Annotated in this window: 13 protein-coding genes; 7 read left to right on the top strand and 6 right to left on the bottom strand. The window is 72.2% G+C overall.

Features of this window, described 5'->3' with window-relative positions:
- The first annotated feature begins 313 nt into the window (after window positions 1-313).
- Window positions 314-1336: an ATP-binding cassette domain-containing protein gene (locus ACFWZ2_RS40775; protein WP_384554739.1), complete on the top strand. Its 1023-nt coding sequence runs from the start codon at window positions 314-316 to the stop codon at window positions 1334-1336.
- Window positions 1333-2160, top strand: coding sequence for an ABC transporter permease (locus tag ACFWZ2_RS40780; protein WP_384554741.1), 828 nt, complete (start codon window positions 1333-1335; stop codon window positions 2158-2160). Before ACFWZ2_RS40775 ends, ACFWZ2_RS40780 begins: the two co-directional genes overlap by 4 nt.
- On the opposite strand, the gene ACFWZ2_RS40785 is transcribed toward ACFWZ2_RS40780, so the two are convergent.
- Together ACFWZ2_RS40785 and ACFWZ2_RS40790 are read right to left on the bottom strand one after the other, a co-directional pair.
- On the bottom strand, window positions 2161-5547 hold the full coding sequence (locus tag ACFWZ2_RS40785; RefSeq protein WP_384554762.1) for a BTAD domain-containing putative transcriptional regulator: 3387 nt from the start codon (window positions 5545-5547) through the stop codon (window positions 2161-2163).
- A gap of 46 nt (window positions 5548-5593) precedes the next feature.
- A complete protein-coding gene (locus ACFWZ2_RS40790) occupies window positions 5594-6208 on the bottom strand; it encodes a DUF6578 domain-containing protein (RefSeq protein ID WP_384554743.1) in 615 nt (204 codons plus the stop codon).
- A gap of 104 nt (window positions 6209-6312) precedes the next feature.
- On the opposite strand from ACFWZ2_RS40790, the gene ACFWZ2_RS40795 reads away from it, so the two are divergent.
- Window positions 6313-7116: a site-2 protease family protein gene (locus ACFWZ2_RS40795; protein WP_384554744.1), complete on the top strand. Its 804-nt coding sequence runs from the start codon at window positions 6313-6315 to the stop codon at window positions 7114-7116.
- Here ACFWZ2_RS40795 and ACFWZ2_RS40800 read toward each other — a convergent pair.
- The 3 genes from ACFWZ2_RS40800 to ACFWZ2_RS40810 all read right to left on the bottom strand — a co-directional run bounded on the left by ACFWZ2_RS40800 (window position 7106) and on the right by ACFWZ2_RS40810 (window position 9204).
- The gene (locus tag ACFWZ2_RS40800) at window positions 7106-7297 is read right to left on the bottom strand and encodes a hypothetical protein (protein WP_384554746.1); all 192 of its coding nucleotides are present in this window, start codon (window positions 7295-7297) and stop codon (window positions 7106-7108) included. The two genes, ACFWZ2_RS40795 and ACFWZ2_RS40800, sit on opposite strands and share 11 nt — an antisense overlap.
- A gap of 79 nt (window positions 7298-7376) precedes the next feature.
- The gene (gene npdG, locus ACFWZ2_RS40805) at window positions 7377-8093 is read right to left on the bottom strand and encodes an NADPH-dependent F420 reductase (RefSeq protein ID WP_384554748.1); all 717 of its coding nucleotides are present in this window, start codon (window positions 8091-8093) and stop codon (window positions 7377-7379) included.
- Window positions 8094-8127: 34 nt separating this feature from the next.
- Entirely contained in the window at window positions 8128-9204 is a 1077-nt protein-coding gene (locus ACFWZ2_RS40810; protein ID WP_384554750.1) for an exo-alpha-sialidase, read from the bottom strand.
- Between the two features lie 79 nt (window positions 9205-9283).
- Between ACFWZ2_RS40810 and ACFWZ2_RS40815 the strand changes: the two genes are divergently transcribed.
- Complete coding sequence (locus ACFWZ2_RS40815; protein ID WP_384554752.1) at window positions 9284-9886, top strand: hypothetical protein; 603 nt, start codon at window positions 9284-9286, stop codon at window positions 9884-9886.
- A 46-nt stretch (window positions 9887-9932) separates the two neighbouring features.
- The gene (locus tag ACFWZ2_RS40820; protein ID WP_384554754.1) at window positions 9933-11219 is read left to right on the top strand and encodes an MFS transporter; all 1287 of its coding nucleotides are present in this window, start codon (window positions 9933-9935) and stop codon (window positions 11217-11219) included.
- 77 nt (window positions 11220-11296) lie between these two features.
- Here ACFWZ2_RS40820 and ACFWZ2_RS40825 read toward each other — a convergent pair whose 3' ends face one another.
- Entirely contained in the window at window positions 11297-11524 is a 228-nt protein-coding gene (locus ACFWZ2_RS40825) for a hypothetical protein (protein WP_384554756.1), read from the bottom strand.
- Between the two features lie 78 nt (window positions 11525-11602).
- On the opposite strand from ACFWZ2_RS40825, the gene map reads away from it, so the two are divergent.
- Together map and ACFWZ2_RS40835 are read left to right on the top strand one after the other, a co-directional pair.
- Window positions 11603-12460, top strand: coding sequence for a type I methionyl aminopeptidase (map, locus tag ACFWZ2_RS40830; RefSeq protein WP_384554758.1), 858 nt, complete (start codon window positions 11603-11605; stop codon window positions 12458-12460).
- Window positions 12461-12699: 239 nt separating this feature from the next.
- Window positions 12700-13368, top strand: coding sequence for a heme oxygenase (biliverdin-producing) (locus ACFWZ2_RS40835; RefSeq protein WP_384554760.1), 669 nt, complete (start codon window positions 12700-12702; stop codon window positions 13366-13368).
- Window positions 13369-13496 lie beyond the last annotated feature (128 nt).

Raw genomic sequence — 13496 nt, forward strand, 5'->3', positions numbered from 1 at the left:
CTCCGCGGCGGAATCACCCCCACCCACCCACCCACCCACCCGATTACCCGGCACCGGGCGGGATTTCCCGGGGGGCCGCGGCGGGGCGGCTAGGGGGGCGCCCGACGGGCCCAGGCAGCCCCCACCCCTCGGTGCGGAGATTGGGTGGGCGGGTGGGAATGATCCGCCGCGGAGCGGCGGGACAGGACCGCCCCCTCCGGCCCGCAGGCGGGAGACAGCCCACCCCCACAGAAGACCCACCCGCGCCCCCGGCGACGACCCCTGTCGGCAGGCTGTCGGTGGTTTGTCGGTGGGGGATGGCACCTTGGTCCGCATGACGCGAATCGACAAGAACCCCGGCGGCGCAGCGAGTGCCGTCACCGTAAGGGGACTGGTCAAGCACTACGGCGAGACCAAGGCACTGGACGGCGTGGACCTCGACGTGCGCGAGGGCACCGTCCTCGGCGTGCTCGGGCCCAACGGCGCCGGCAAGACGACCCTCGTACGCTGCCTGTCCACTCTCATCACCCCGGACTCGGGCACGGCGTTCGTCGCCGGGTACGACGTACTGAGCCAGCCCCGGCAGCTGCGCCGGGTGATAGGCCTGACCGGCCAGTACGCATCGGTGGACGAGAAGCTCTCCGGCCGGGAGAACCTGTACATGATCGGGCGGCTGCTCGACCTGCCCCGCAAGGAGGCCAGGTCCCGGGCGGACGGCCTGCTGGAGCGGTTCTCGCTGACGGAAGCGGCCAAGCGCCCGGCGAACACGTACTCCGGCGGCATGCGCCGCCGTCTCGACCTCGCGGCGTCGATGATCGGCAGCCCGGCCGTCCTGTATCTGGACGAGCCGACGACCGGTCTCGACCCCCGTACCCGCAACGAGGTGTGGGGAGAGGTCAAGCGCATGGTCTCGGACGGTGTGACCGTGCTGCTCACCACCCAGTACATGGAGGAGGCCGAGCAGCTGGCCTCCGAGCTGACCGTGATCGACCGCGGCAAGGTCATCGCGAACGGCGGCATCGACGAGCTGAAGGCGAAGGTCGGCGGCCGCACCCTGCGGGTCCGCCCGGCCGACCCGCTGGAGCTGCGCCCGCTGGCGAACGCGCTCGACGACCTGGGTCTCACGGGCATCGCCACGTCCACCGTGGACGCCGAGTCCGGCACGGTCCTGGTGCCGATCCTCAGCGACGAGCAGCTGACGGCCGTGGTCGGCGCGGTCACCGCGCGCGGCATCACGATCGGCTCGATATCCACCGAACTGCCCAGCCTGGACGAGGTGTTCCTGTCGATCACCGGCCAGAAGGCCAGTGCTCCGCAGGACGCGCGTCCCACCGAACTCGAGGAGGTCGCCGTATGAGCGCCACCACTGTCACGGCCCCCCTCGTGAAGGGTCAGGCCGACGCCCGCATCGGGCTGCGCGCCCATGTGCGCCACACCGGCGCCCTGGTGCACCGCAATCTGCTGTGGATCCGCCGGGACCCGGAGCTGATGTTCGACGCGGTCATGATGCCGATCATCTTCACGCTCCTGTTCGTGTACGTCTTCGGCGGCTCCATCGGCCAGTCGCTGGGCGGCGGTCAGGACCAGTACGTGCAGTACGTGGTCCCGGGCATGATGGCGATGATGAGCATGAACATCGCCATGGCCGTCGGCACCGGCTTCAACCAGGACTTCCAGACCGGTGTGATGGACCGCTTCCGCACGCTGCCGATCGGCCAGGGCTCGGTCCTGTTCGCCAAGATCGTGGTGGAGCTGATGCGGCTGCTCATCGCGACGACGATCATGATGATCGTCGGTGTGCTGGTGGGCTTCGACATCACCAACTGGCTCGGTCTGCTCGCCACCATCGGCCTCACCGCGCTCTTCGGCACATCCATCATGTGGATCTTCCTGGTGCTCGGTGTTGTGATGAAGAGCGCCCAGTCCGTGCAGGCGATGGGCTTCCTGGTCCTGATGCCGCTGCAGTTCGGTTCGTCGATCTTCGCGCCGACGCAGTCGATGCCGGGCTGGCTGCAGGGCTTCACCGACTACAACCCGCTGTCCTCGCTCGCGGACTCCGCGCGCGGTCTGATGGTCGGCGGCCCGGTCGCCCACGACGTGTGGGTGACGGTCGGCTGGTCGGTGGCGCTCACCCTGGTGATGGCGCCCATCGCGATCCACAAGTTCCGCACGAAGAGCTGATCAGCCGGTGTGCGGGGTGCACAGGGCGGTGGCCTCGCCGACGGTGAGGTCACCGCCCTGTGCGTACGCCGCCTCGTACCGTTCGTCGCCGAGCGCGGCGCGGGCGAGGCTTTCGGCGGCGTCCCAGATGTGCCGCTCGGACGCGTTCGAGTAGTGGCCCGGCGGCAGTTCGCGGTCGGCGACCGCCATGATCCGCGCGGCGTCCCCGGCCCGGCTGCCGCCGTCCAGCGCGGCCAGTGCGTGGGCGGCGATCCGCAGCTGGACGGAGACGCCCTGCGGGGCGACCATCAGCGCCAGCGAATCGCTGACCTTCAGCAAGGCCTCGGGCGTCCGGGCGAGACAGTCGGCGGGGCGCCCGTCCAGGGTGTCGAGCCAGCCCTCGATGCCGAGCACGAATCCGTCGAAGACGGCGTAGCCAACCACGCTGAACTCCGCGCGCAGCAGCGCGAGTTGTTCGCGCGCCTCGGCGATGCGTCCGATGCGGCCGAGCCCGTTGGCCAGGAAGAGCCGGGCGGCGGGCACCGCCTCGCCGGTGGACGCGCGGCCGCTGTTGGCCAGGACCTCCCGCAGCAGCGCCTCGCCCCGCTCGAACTCGTCCAGTTCCATCAGGGTCGAGCCGAGGCGGGCCCGCAGGACGGCGACCTGCGCCTGGGCGCCGAGCTGTTCGGCGTGCTCCGCGGCCGCCTTGAAGTCCTCGGCGGCGCGGGCGAGTTCGCCGCGTTTCTCGTACGATTCGCCGCGCGCCGAGAGCGCCTCCGCGGTGCCCCATACGTCGCCGAGCCGCTGGAAGCCGCGCAGGGCCTCGTCCGCGTCGTGGCTCGCGTCGCCCGCCCAGTCGCCGCGGTTGGCGAGGATGTTGGCGCGCATCTGCAGGGCGCCCGCGAGTTCCCATTCGTAGCCGTACGCACGGCAGGCGTTGACGGTCTCGTCGAGGGTGGCGCGCAGCAGGTCCACGTCGCCGCCGAGCATCACGGCGAAGAACCACAGGTTGCCCGGCGTGCGGCAGGTCTGCGGAAGTCCGGGGCGGTACACGTCCCTGATGCCGCGCACCCGTTCCTCGGCCTCCGCCGTCTGCCATTCCTCGATGTCCATGTCCATGCAGGAGAGATGGAGCAGGTGTGCGCCGCGGCGCGCCTCTTCGAGGATGTCGGGGGCCATCGGCGGGGGCGTCGCCGTGCACGGCTCGTGCAGCGGGGGCGCGGGGGCGACGGGCGGGGCGAAGGGATCGGGGCCGAGCGCGATGACCTCGCGCACCCAGTGCCGGGTCTCCAGGCGCAGACCGCGTATCTGCCAGTACCAGGCCAGGGACAGGACGAGGCAGAGCGCCTCGTGTTCGTCGCGGGCGGCCACGGCGTGCCGCAGGGCGGTGCGCAGATTCTCGTACTCGGTCTCCAGGCGTTCGACGGCGGCGAACTGTCCGTGGCCGCGCAGCTCGGGGTCGGTGGTCCTGGCGACCTCGCGGTAGTGCACGAGGTGCGCCCGTTCCGTGCGGGCCCGGTCCCCCGCCTCGTCGAGCCGCTCGCCCGCGTACTCGGCGACGGTCTCAAGAAGGCGGTAGCGCATGCCCGCGTCGGACACCGGCGAAGGGGCGGCGATGACAAGGGACTTGTCGACGAGGGAGCCGAGCGGCTCCGCGACGTCGTGGGCGGTGCCGGCGGCCGCGCAGACCGCCTCGGCCGCCGCGAGGTCGCAGCCGCCCGCGAACACCGAGAGCCGTCGCAGGACGGCGCGTTCGGCCTCGTCGAGCAGGTCCCAGGACCAGTCGACGACGGCGCGCAGGGTCTGCTGGCGGGGCAGCACCGTGCGGGCGCCGCTGGTGAGCAGGCGGAAGCGGTCGTCGAGGCGGTCGGCTATCTGGCGCAGGGTGAGCATCCGCAGCCGGGCGGCGGCCAGTTCGATGGCGAGCGGCAGACCGTCCAGGCGGCGGCAGATCTCGGCGGCGGCGGGCAGGTCGTCGTCGACGCCGAACCCCGGCTTCGCGGCGGCCCCGCGCTCGGCGAGCAGCCGCAGCGCCACCGGTTCGGGCAGCGGCTCGACGGGGCGCAGCAGCTCGCCGGGTACGCCGAGGGGTTCGCGGCTCGTCGCGAGGACCGTCAACTGCGGGCAGCGGGCGAGGAGTTCGTCGGCGAGGCGGGCCGCGGCCTCGATGACGTGCTCGCAGTTGTCGAGGATGATCAGCATCCGGCGGTCGGCGCAGTGCTCCACGAGGCGTACGACGGGGTCCTCGCCGTGCCGCTCCGACAGGACCCGCATCTCCTCGGCGCCCGCGCCGCGCAGCACGGTCTCGCGGGCGCCGAGCGCGGTGAGCACGGCCTCCGGCACGGCGGCCGGATCGTCGACCGGCGCGAGTTCGGCCAGCCACACGCCGTCGGGCAGCTCCCCCGCCATGCCCTCGGCGGCCTCCTGCGAGAGGCGCGTCTTCCCTGCCCCGCCGGGCCCGAGCAGCGTCACGAGCCTGGCCCGCCCGAGATCGCCCCTGATCTCCCCGATGTCGCTCTCCCTGCCGACGAAGGAGGTCAGCCGGGCGCGCAGGTTGCCGGGCCTGCGCGGGGCGGTCCTGGGCCCGGCGGGTGCGGGTCCGGCGGGGAGTGTGCCCGCCCCCGCGGGGGTGTCGCCGTGCAGCAAGTCCTGGTGCAGGGCGCGGAGTTCCGGTCCGGGGTCCGTCCCGAGGCGGTCGGCGAGGGCCCGGCGTATGCCCTCGTACGCGGCGAGCGCCTCGGCCGGGCGGCCCGCGTCGCGCAGCGCGCGCAGCCGCAGCGCCTGGAGCGGCTCGTCCAGCGGATGGCCGTCGCACAGCGCGGTCAGCTCGGGCAGCGCCTGCTCGGCCGCGCCGAGGCGGAGCAGCGCCGTCGCCCTCGCACGCTGGGCGTCGAGGTGGCGGGCCTGCAGGCGCGCGGCGTCCGCGGCGCGTTCGGGCAGGTCGGGGAGGGCTTCACCGGTCCACAGGGCGAGCGCGTCGCCCAGGACGGCAGCCGCCTTGACCGCGTCGCCGTCCGCCAGCGCCCCGCTGCCCTCGGTCACAAGCCGCTCGAAGCGGAACACGTCCACGTCGTCGGGGTCCACGCACAGCCGGTAGCCGCCGTCCGCCGAGGCGACGGCGTCCGCGCCGAGGGCCCTGCGGAGCCGGCCCGCAAGGGCTTGCAGGGCGCCCGTCGCGTCGGCGGGCGGGTCGGCGGCCCAGACGCCGTCGACCAGCACCGGAGCGGACACGGTGCGGCCCGCGTGCAGGGCGAGCACCGTCAGGAGGGCGCGCAGGCGGGCGCCGCCGACCGGCAGGGTGGTGCCGTCGGGGCGCAGGGCCTGGGTCGTACCGAGAACGCGGTAGCGCACGGCTCCATTGTCCCCGCCCGCGCCGCGCCCCACGTCCACGCCCCCGTACCCCGCCACGTCCACCGCCTGCTCCTGCCCCGTCCCGTCCCGCGCACGACGCCCCTCAGGACGCCCCTTCCTCCCCCGGCTCCGTCACCTCTAGCTCCACCAGCACCCCGGTCTCTCCCCTGTGGTACCCCGGCCCCGCCGAGGTCCGTGAGAGTTCTTCCGCCTGGAACCACTTCGGGCAGAGCTCGACCGGACGCAGCCAGCGTTCGCCGGGCACCGGCTCGTACGTCCGTGAGCCCTCGCTCGTCTCCGCGAAGCCCTGGGTGACCACGTGGATGGCGCGGACCGTGCCGACCGTGTCCGGCCAGCGGCCGCCGTGCCGTTCGACGGAGAGCAGGCCCGTGAGCCCGGCCCGCCCGGGCCAGGGGCGCGCCCGGTTCCACGGGACCGTCACCCCGTGCGCCCGTACGACCGACGGCTCCACGGCGTCCTCGAAATCCTCGCCCTCGTCCTCGTAGGCCCCCTCGTCCTCCTCCGACCACTCCCCCGGCAGGGAGTCGAGCGCCACCACCGCCCCCTCGATCGTGCTGAACTCCGCCTCCCACTCCTGCACGCCCTCCGTCTGGACGAGCAGCGGCCACGCCACCTCGTCCCCCACCGCGAACGGCGTCCCGCAGCACTCCATCTGCCAGTCCGCGTACAGCACCTGCCACACCCTGCTCGCCGTCATGGCATCCAGCCTCCCCGGAACTCGGGGCGCAGTGCGAGACGTTTTCGGCGTACGCCCGGTACGGTCGGGCACGCCCGGCCTTCGGACCCCAGGAGCACCGCCCCATGAGCACCGCCCCCATCCGCAGCAGCGACCGGCGGATCAGCCCCGTCTTCCTCGGGATCGCCGCCGTCACGGCGGTCTCCGGCTGGGCCGCCTGGACCGGTTTCGCGGACAATCCCGGTGTCGCGGTCTTCCTCTTCGTGACGGCCGCCTGGATCGTCTCGCTCTGTCTGCACGAGTACGCGCACGCGCGCACGGCCCTGCACAGCGGCGACATCTCCATCGGCGCGAAGGGGTACTTGACGCTGAACCCGCTCAAGTACACGCACGCGCTCCTGAGCATCGTGCTGCCCGTGCTGTTCGTGATCATGGGCGGCATCGGTCTGCCCGGCGGCGCGGTCTTCATCGAGCGGGGGCGGATCAGGGGCCGGTGGAAGCACAGCCTGATCTCGGCGGCGGGCCCGCTGACGAACGTGCTGTTCGCGGTCGTGTGCACCGCGCCGTTCTGGCTGGACGCCCTCGACGGCGTCCCGGACGCGTTCCGCTACGCGCTCGCGTTCCTCGCGCTGCTCCAGGTGACGGCGGCGATCCTGAACTTCCTGCCCATCCCGGGCCTGGACGGGTACGGCGTCATCGAGCCCTGGCTGTCGTACAAGATCCGCCGCCAGGTGGAGCCGTTCGCGCCGTTCGGGCTGATCGCGGTCTTCGCCTTCCTGTGGATCCCGGCGGTCAACCACGTGTTCTTCGACGCGATCGACGCGATCCTGCGGGGCCTCGGCGTCAGCGAGTGGGACAGCTACTGGGGTCAGAAGCTGTACCGGTTCTGGGACGGCCCCGCGGAGGTCCCGCCGCCGCTCAACCGGTGATCGGGCCCGCGGCGGCCCGCCGCGCCTTCTCCTTGCGCAGGTAGAACCACGCCATGTTCGAGGAGAGCCCCGCGAGCAGCACCCACACGATGCCGAGGAAGCTGCCCCGGGCGAAGGAGATCACGGCCGCGGCGACGGCGAGCGCGCAGACCACGAGGGCGTACAGAGCGAGGCGGGGCATGGGGGTCGGCTCCTGTCGGATTCCGGCGTTGTCGTACACCGACCAGTGTCCCCCATGCCCTGCCCCGCACCGCACGTGGCTAGATGTCCGTGACGCGCAGCCCCGCGTGCGCCTTGTAGCGGCGGTTGACGGAGATCAGGTTGGCGACCAGGGACTCGACCTGGTGGGCGCCCCGCAGCCGTCCCGCGAAGACGCCCCGCATGCCGGGGATGCGGGCGGCCAGCGCCTGCACCACGTCGGTGTCGGCGCGGCTCTCGCCGAGGACCATGACGTCGGTGTCGATCTCCTCGACGGACGCGTCCTGGAGCAGCACCGCCGACAGGTGGTGGAAGGCGGCGGTGACCCGGGAGTCCGGCAGCAGGGCGGCGGCCTGCTCGGCGGCGCTGCCCTCCTCAGGCTTGAGGGCGTACGCGCCCTTCTTGTCGAAGCCGAGCGGGTTGACGCAGTCGACGACGAGCTTGCCGCTCAGTTCCTCGCGCAGGGACTCCAGGGTCTTGCCGTGGCCCTCCCACGGCACGGCGACGATCACGATGTCGCTGCGCCGCGCGCACTCCGCGTTGTCGGCGCCCTCGACGCCGGGGCCGAGCTCGTCGGCGGCGGCCTGGGCCCGCTCCGCCGCGCGGGAGCCGATGATCACCTTCTGTCCTGCGCGGGCGAGCCGGTAGGCGAGGCCGCGGCCCTGGTCGCCGGTGCCGCCGAGCACGCCGACGACGAGGCCGGACACGTCGGGCAGGTCCCAGGGGTCCTTGGCGGGGGCCTTCGCGGGGGCGTTCTGCGCACTGTCTGTAGAGGTCATGGCGTCGACCTTACTCACCCGTAGCGACGCCTGCTCAGGCCAGTTCCCGTACCGGTATGCGCCGGAAGGTGAGGGTCTCGTACGCGCTGAAGTCGCCCGTCTCGTAGAGCAGTCCGACGGTGTCGGCGTCGAGTCGTACGAGATCGGAGTAGGCGGCGGGCAGCCCGTCGACGGTGTGCGCGGTCCCCCAGGTGATGCCGCCGTCGTGGCTGCGGCGGACGGTCATCAGGGCGCGGAAGGCGGGGTCGGCGGGGCCCGAGAAGAGGAGCACGTCGGGGTCGCGGAGCTGCAGGACGCTGCCCTCGACGACGGGTCCGGTGAGGCAGGCCTGCGGCCGGAAGGGTTTCACCAGGCGCCGGCCGCCGTCGGTGGAGTGGGCGTCGGCGCGGTTGCCGGGTGCCGGGGAGTCGTTGCGGGTGTTGAAGTAGAGGCGCCCGTCGGGGAGTTCGGCCGCGGTGGTCTCGTTCACGTTGATGTAGCCGTTGATGTTGTCGTCGATGTAGCCGATGCGCCAGGTCGTGCCGTCGTCGTCGCTGAGCAGGCAGTGGCCGCCGTTGTAGCGGCCCTCGGTGCCGGTGTCCGTTCCGGTGGGCGGCAGGGAGTGGTTGGCGGGGATCACCACACGTCCCGTGGTCAGCTGCAGGGCGTGCCCCGGCGTGGTCGCGTACCACCGCCAACTCGCCTTCTTCACCTGCCCGGTGATCTCGCGCGGCACCGACCAGGTGAGCCCGTCGTCGTCGCTGTGCTGCACCCAGACGCGGCGCCCGTCGGCGGCGGACACCGTGCCGCGCCGGATGGCCTCCTCGGTGGCCGCGGCGGCGTTCCTGACGTGGACGAGCAGGACGCGTCCGGTGTCCAGGACGACGGGGGCGGGGTTGCCCGCGAGGTCGGCGCCGTTCTTGCCGACGATCTGGAGCGGGCCCCAGGTGCGGCCGCCGTCGGCGGAGCGCTTGAGGACGACGTCGATGTTGCCGAAGTCCTCCCGGGAGCCGACGCGGCCCTCGCAGAAGGCGAGGACGGTGCCCGCCGACGTCGTCACGACGGCGGGGATGCGGAAGCTCGCATACCCCTCGCGGCCCGCACGGAAGGGAACAGATGTCTCAGCAGTCATCCCCCGCCCTTCCCCGCTGCGGGGGAATTCCCGGTGAACTCCCGGTCACGAGTGGCCCGTTCGGGCAGGATGCGACGCCATGGACGCCGTACGGGTCGCGCTGCTGCGCGAAGTGCTCGCCGGGACCGAGTGGCCCGGCGCCACCCGCCGCTTCGCGGGGACGCTGCGCTCCTCGGTGGTGCCGCACGGCGGCGGACTGCTCCTCGTGGGCACCGAGGCGTACGAGCCGTGGCACATGGCGGCGCACCTGGTGGACGAGGCGGCCTGGTCGGGCACCCCGGAGCTGACCCCGACGCTCGTACGGCACCGGGTGCTGCCCGGCGATCCCGCGCATCTGTCGACCGGGCTCGGCCGGATCGAGGCCGCGCGGCGCGGCGAGACGCTCCTCGTCGTGGCGCCGGACGCGCCGGACCCCGAGCTGCTCTCGCGCGTGCACGACGCACGGCGGGCGGGGGCGACGGTGCTCGCGCTCGGCTCGGGCGACCGGGACCTGGACGCGCTCTCGCACGAGGCGCTCGCCGTGCCGGACGACACCGACCTCGACCTCGACACGGTCCAGCACCTGGTGAGCGCGGCGACCGGGGAGAACGCGCTCCCCGCGGCCCGCACCCGGCACCGCTTCCGCGACCGGCTCTCCCGGCTCGCCGACCAGCTGACGTCACCGCCGCCCACGCGGTGGTGAAAATTGAGTTGCCCCGGGTCGGCACCGGCGCTGAGCATGGCTTCTCGTGCCTCTCTCCGCGATACTGCCCGATCTCTCCCCCTGGCGATCCACCCGTGACTTCCGGTTGCTGTGGGTGCAGGGTCTCGTCACCACGTTCGGCAGCTTCATGGCGCTCGTCGCCCTGCCGCTGCAGATCAAGGACCTGACGGACTCGCCGGTCGCCGTCGGTGCGATGGGCGCGGTGGAGCTGGTGCCGCTGATCGTCTTCGGTCTGTACGGGGGCGCGCTCGCGGACGCCGTGGACCGGCGCAAGGTGATCATGCTCACCGAGGCGGGCCTCGGCCTCCTCGCGGTCGTCCTTCTCGTGAACGCGCTGCTGCCCGAGCCGCTCCTGTGGCCGCTGTACGTGGTCGCGGCCGGTGTCTCCGCGCTCGCCGGTCTGCAGCGGCCCGCCCTCGACTCGCTGATGGCGCGGATCGTGCCGCACGACCAGCTGACGGCCGCCGCCGCCCTGAACTCGCTGCGCTGGAACGTGGGCGCCATCGCGGCCCCCTCCCTCGCGGGCCTGGTCGTGGCGTACGCGGGTCATGCGTCGGCGTACGCGATCACGGCCGCCACCTTCACGGTCTCGGTCGTGCTGTGCACCCGCCTGTCCCCGGCGCCCGCCGCGCACGACGCGGAGAAGCCGTCCCTGAAGGGCCTGGCGGAGGGCGCGCGGTACGCGTGGTCGCGGCCCGTGCTGCTCGGCACGTACGCGATCGACATGGCCGCGATGTTCTTCGCCTTCCCCAACACGATCTTCCCGTTCCTCGCGGACGACCTGGACGCGAAGTGGGCGCTCGGCCTGATGTACGCGGCGGGGGCGGTCGGTTCGCTGCTTCTCAGCCTCACCAGCGGCTGGACCTCACGGGTGCGCAGGCACGGCCTTCTCGTGGTGTTCGGCGCGGCGGGCTGGGGTCTCGCCATCACGGCGGCGGGCTGGTTCTCGAACGTGTGGGTGGTCCTGGTCTGCCTCGCGCTCGCGGGCGCGGGCGACATGCTGAGCGGGCTCGGGCGCTCGACCATCTGGAACCAGACGATCCCGGACGAGCTGCGCGGCCGGCTCGCCGGAATCGAGGTCCTCTCCTACAGCGTGGGCCCGCAGCTCGGCCAGGTCCGCGCGGGCGCGGCGGCCGGCTGGACCGGCACCCGCTCCGCCATCTGGTCCGGCGGCCTCGCCTGCGTGGCCTCGGTGGGCATCCTCGCGGCGGCGCTGCCCCGCCTCGTCTCGTACGACGCGACGACGGATCCGGACGCGAGGCGGCGCAGGGAGCAGGGGCAGCCGGGTACCGAGGTCCCTACAGCGACCTGACGTCGCCGAGAGACGGGCGGGTGGGCGTCACGCCGCGAAGCGGCGAAAAGCCCCCGGCCCGCTCCGACCCGCACGGGTCATTCGTCCTCGCCCCGCGCGGTGCGGTCATGCCACCGAGGATCGTTCTCCCACTCAAGATTCCGCTCCGCAGCGGTCCGCATCGCATGCTCCGCGTCCTCGCGGGAGGCATAGGGCCCCATCCGGTCCTTGCCGGGGCAGTCGGGCCCCTCCTCGACCTTCTGGTGCTCCAGGCAGTAGTACCACTCGCCCGGCTTGCCGACCGTCCGCTTCTTGAACAGCGCCATGCCCCGCTCCTTCCGTCCCCGATCGGGTCCGTTCTCTCAGGCCATGCTGCCCCACGTCGGCTGGCTAGACTCGCTGGCATGTCTGGCCAGTCACTGCTCGTTCCAGGGGAGCTCTCCCCCATCCGTTCCGTACCCGGCAACATCAGGCGCCCGGAGTACGTGGGGAAACCCGCGCCGACCCCGTACACGGGGCCCGAGGTGCAGACCCCCGAGACCATCGAGCTGATGCGTACCGCGGGCCGCATCGCCGCTCGCGCCATGGAAGAGGCCGCGAAGCACATCGCGCCCGGTGTCACCACCGACGAGCTGGACCGCGTCGCGCACGAGTACATGTGCGACCACGGCGCCTACCCCTCGACGCTGGGCTACCGCGGCTTCCCGAAGTCGCTGTGCAGCTCGGTCAACGAGGTCATCTGCCACGGGATCCCCGACTCGACCGTCCTGAACGACGGCGACATCATCAACCTCGACGTCACGGCGTACATCGGCGGCGTGCACGGCGACAACAACGCCACGTACCTCGTCGGTGACGTCGACGAGGAGTCGAGGCTGCTCGTCGAGCGGACCCGCGAGTCGCTCAACCGCGCCATCAAGGCCGTCAAGCCCGGTCGGCAGATCAACATCATCGGCCGTGTCATCGAGTCGTACGCCAAGCGCTTCGGCTACGGAGTGGTGCGCGACTTCACCGGCCATGGCATCAACACGTCCTTCCACTCCGGCCTGATCGTCCCGCACTACGACAGCCCGCACGCCACGACCACGATCCAGCCCGGCATGACGTTCACGATCGAGCCGATGCTGACGCTCGGCACGTACGAGTACGACATGTGGGAGGACGGCTGGACCGTCGTCACCAAGGACAGGAAGCGGACCGCCCAGTTCGAGCACACGCTCGTGGTGACGGACACGGGGGCGGAGATCCTCACGCTGCCCTGAGGCCGCCCGCCGCCCTGAGGCCGCCGCCGCGAGGCCGCCGCCCCTGGGGGCCCGACGAAGATCCGGATCTGTTGAAGATCCGGATCTTTGTGGTTCCAGGGGCCGGGCAGGGGTAACTTTTTTACCGACAGGACGTCGGGAACCGGTTGACTTAGGTAAGCCTAACTTGCAAAGATCTGGCAGGGGTCGCACCGGTTCCCGCCACCCCGTCACTCCCCGGCTCCCCCTGGAGGTCCCTCATGGACACGCCGCTCACGCCCTTCTCGACGGTCATCCGCACCGCGTCGCACGAGCAGCACACCGAGGCCGAGACCTCGACCTTCATGAGCGACCTGCTCGGCGGCAGGCTCGGCGTCGACGCCTACACGCGCTACACGGAACAGCTGTGGTTCGTGTACCGCGCCCTGGAGGACGGCGCGCAGGCACTGCGCGACGACCCCGTCGCGGGCCCGTTCATACAGCCCGAGCTCCTGCGGGTCAGCGCCCTTGAGCGCGACCTCACGCACCTGCGCGGCGCGAACTGGCGCGAGGGCCTCACCCCGCTGCCCGCCACGGCGGCGTACGCGGCCCGGATCGAGGAGTGCGCCCGCACCTGGCCCGGCGGCTATGTCGCCCACCACTACACGCGCTACCTCGGCGACCTCTCCGGCGGCCAGATCATCCGCGGCAAGGCCGAACAGACCTGGGGCTTCGCACGCAAGGGCGACGGCGTGCGGTTCTACGTCTTCGAGGGGATCTCCAACCCGGCGGCGTTCAAGCGGGGGTATCGGGAGCTGCTCGACGGGATCGACGCGGTGGTGACGGACGAGTTGGAGAGGAAGCGGATGGTGGACGAGTGCAAGAACGCTTTCGCTTTGAATACGGCGGTCTTTGTTGAGCTTGGGGAAGAGTTTCCGCTCAGTGCCTGACGGGGCTGGTCTCGGGGGCTCTGCCCCCGGGCCCCCGCTCCTCAAACGCCGGAGGGGCTGAAACTTCCCGCCGGAGGGGCTGAAACTTCCCGCCGGAGCGGCTGAAAGCGAAGAGCCGGGTCCACGAC

The sequence above is a fragment of the Streptomyces sp. NPDC059002 genome (assembly GCF_042740435.1).
Classification (GTDB): domain Bacteria; phylum Actinomycetota; class Actinomycetes; order Streptomycetales; family Streptomycetaceae; genus Streptomyces.

What these genes read in the sequence shown, in the direction of transcription:
- ACFWZ2_RS40810 (WP_384554750.1), bottom strand. Translation starts at nt 9,204, where the DNA reads ATGACTGCTGAGACATCTGTTCCCTTCCGTGCGGGCCGCGAGGGGTAT.
- ACFWZ2_RS40815 (WP_384554752.1), top strand. Translation starts at nt 9,284, where the DNA reads ATGGACGCCGTACGGGTCGCGCTGCTGCGCGAAGTGCTCGCCGGGACC.
- ACFWZ2_RS40780 (WP_384554741.1), top strand. Translation starts at nt 1,333, where the DNA reads ATGAGCGCCACCACTGTCACGGCCCCCCTCGTGAAGGGTCAGGCCGAC.
- ACFWZ2_RS40800 (WP_384554746.1), bottom strand. Translation starts at nt 7,297, where the DNA reads ATGCCCCGCCTCGCTCTGTACGCCCTCGTGGTCTGCGCGCTCGCCGTC.
- map (WP_384554758.1), top strand. Translation starts at nt 11,603, where the DNA reads ATGTCTGGCCAGTCACTGCTCGTTCCAGGGGAGCTCTCCCCCATCCGT.
- ACFWZ2_RS40795 (WP_384554744.1), top strand. Translation starts at nt 6,313, where the DNA reads ATGAGCACCGCCCCCATCCGCAGCAGCGACCGGCGGATCAGCCCCGTC.
- ACFWZ2_RS40835 (WP_384554760.1), top strand. Translation starts at nt 12,700, where the DNA reads ATGGACACGCCGCTCACGCCCTTCTCGACGGTCATCCGCACCGCGTCG.
- ACFWZ2_RS40825 (WP_384554756.1), bottom strand. Translation starts at nt 11,524, where the DNA reads ATGGCGCTGTTCAAGAAGCGGACGGTCGGCAAGCCGGGCGAGTGGTAC.
- npdG (WP_384554748.1), bottom strand. Translation starts at nt 8,093, where the DNA reads ATGACCTCTACAGACAGTGCGCAGAACGCCCCCGCGAAGGCCCCCGCC.
- ACFWZ2_RS40790 (WP_384554743.1), bottom strand. Translation starts at nt 6,208, where the DNA reads ATGACGGCGAGCAGGGTGTGGCAGGTGCTGTACGCGGACTGGCAGATG.
- ACFWZ2_RS40775 (WP_384554739.1), top strand. Translation starts at nt 314, where the DNA reads ATGACGCGAATCGACAAGAACCCCGGCGGCGCAGCGAGTGCCGTCACC.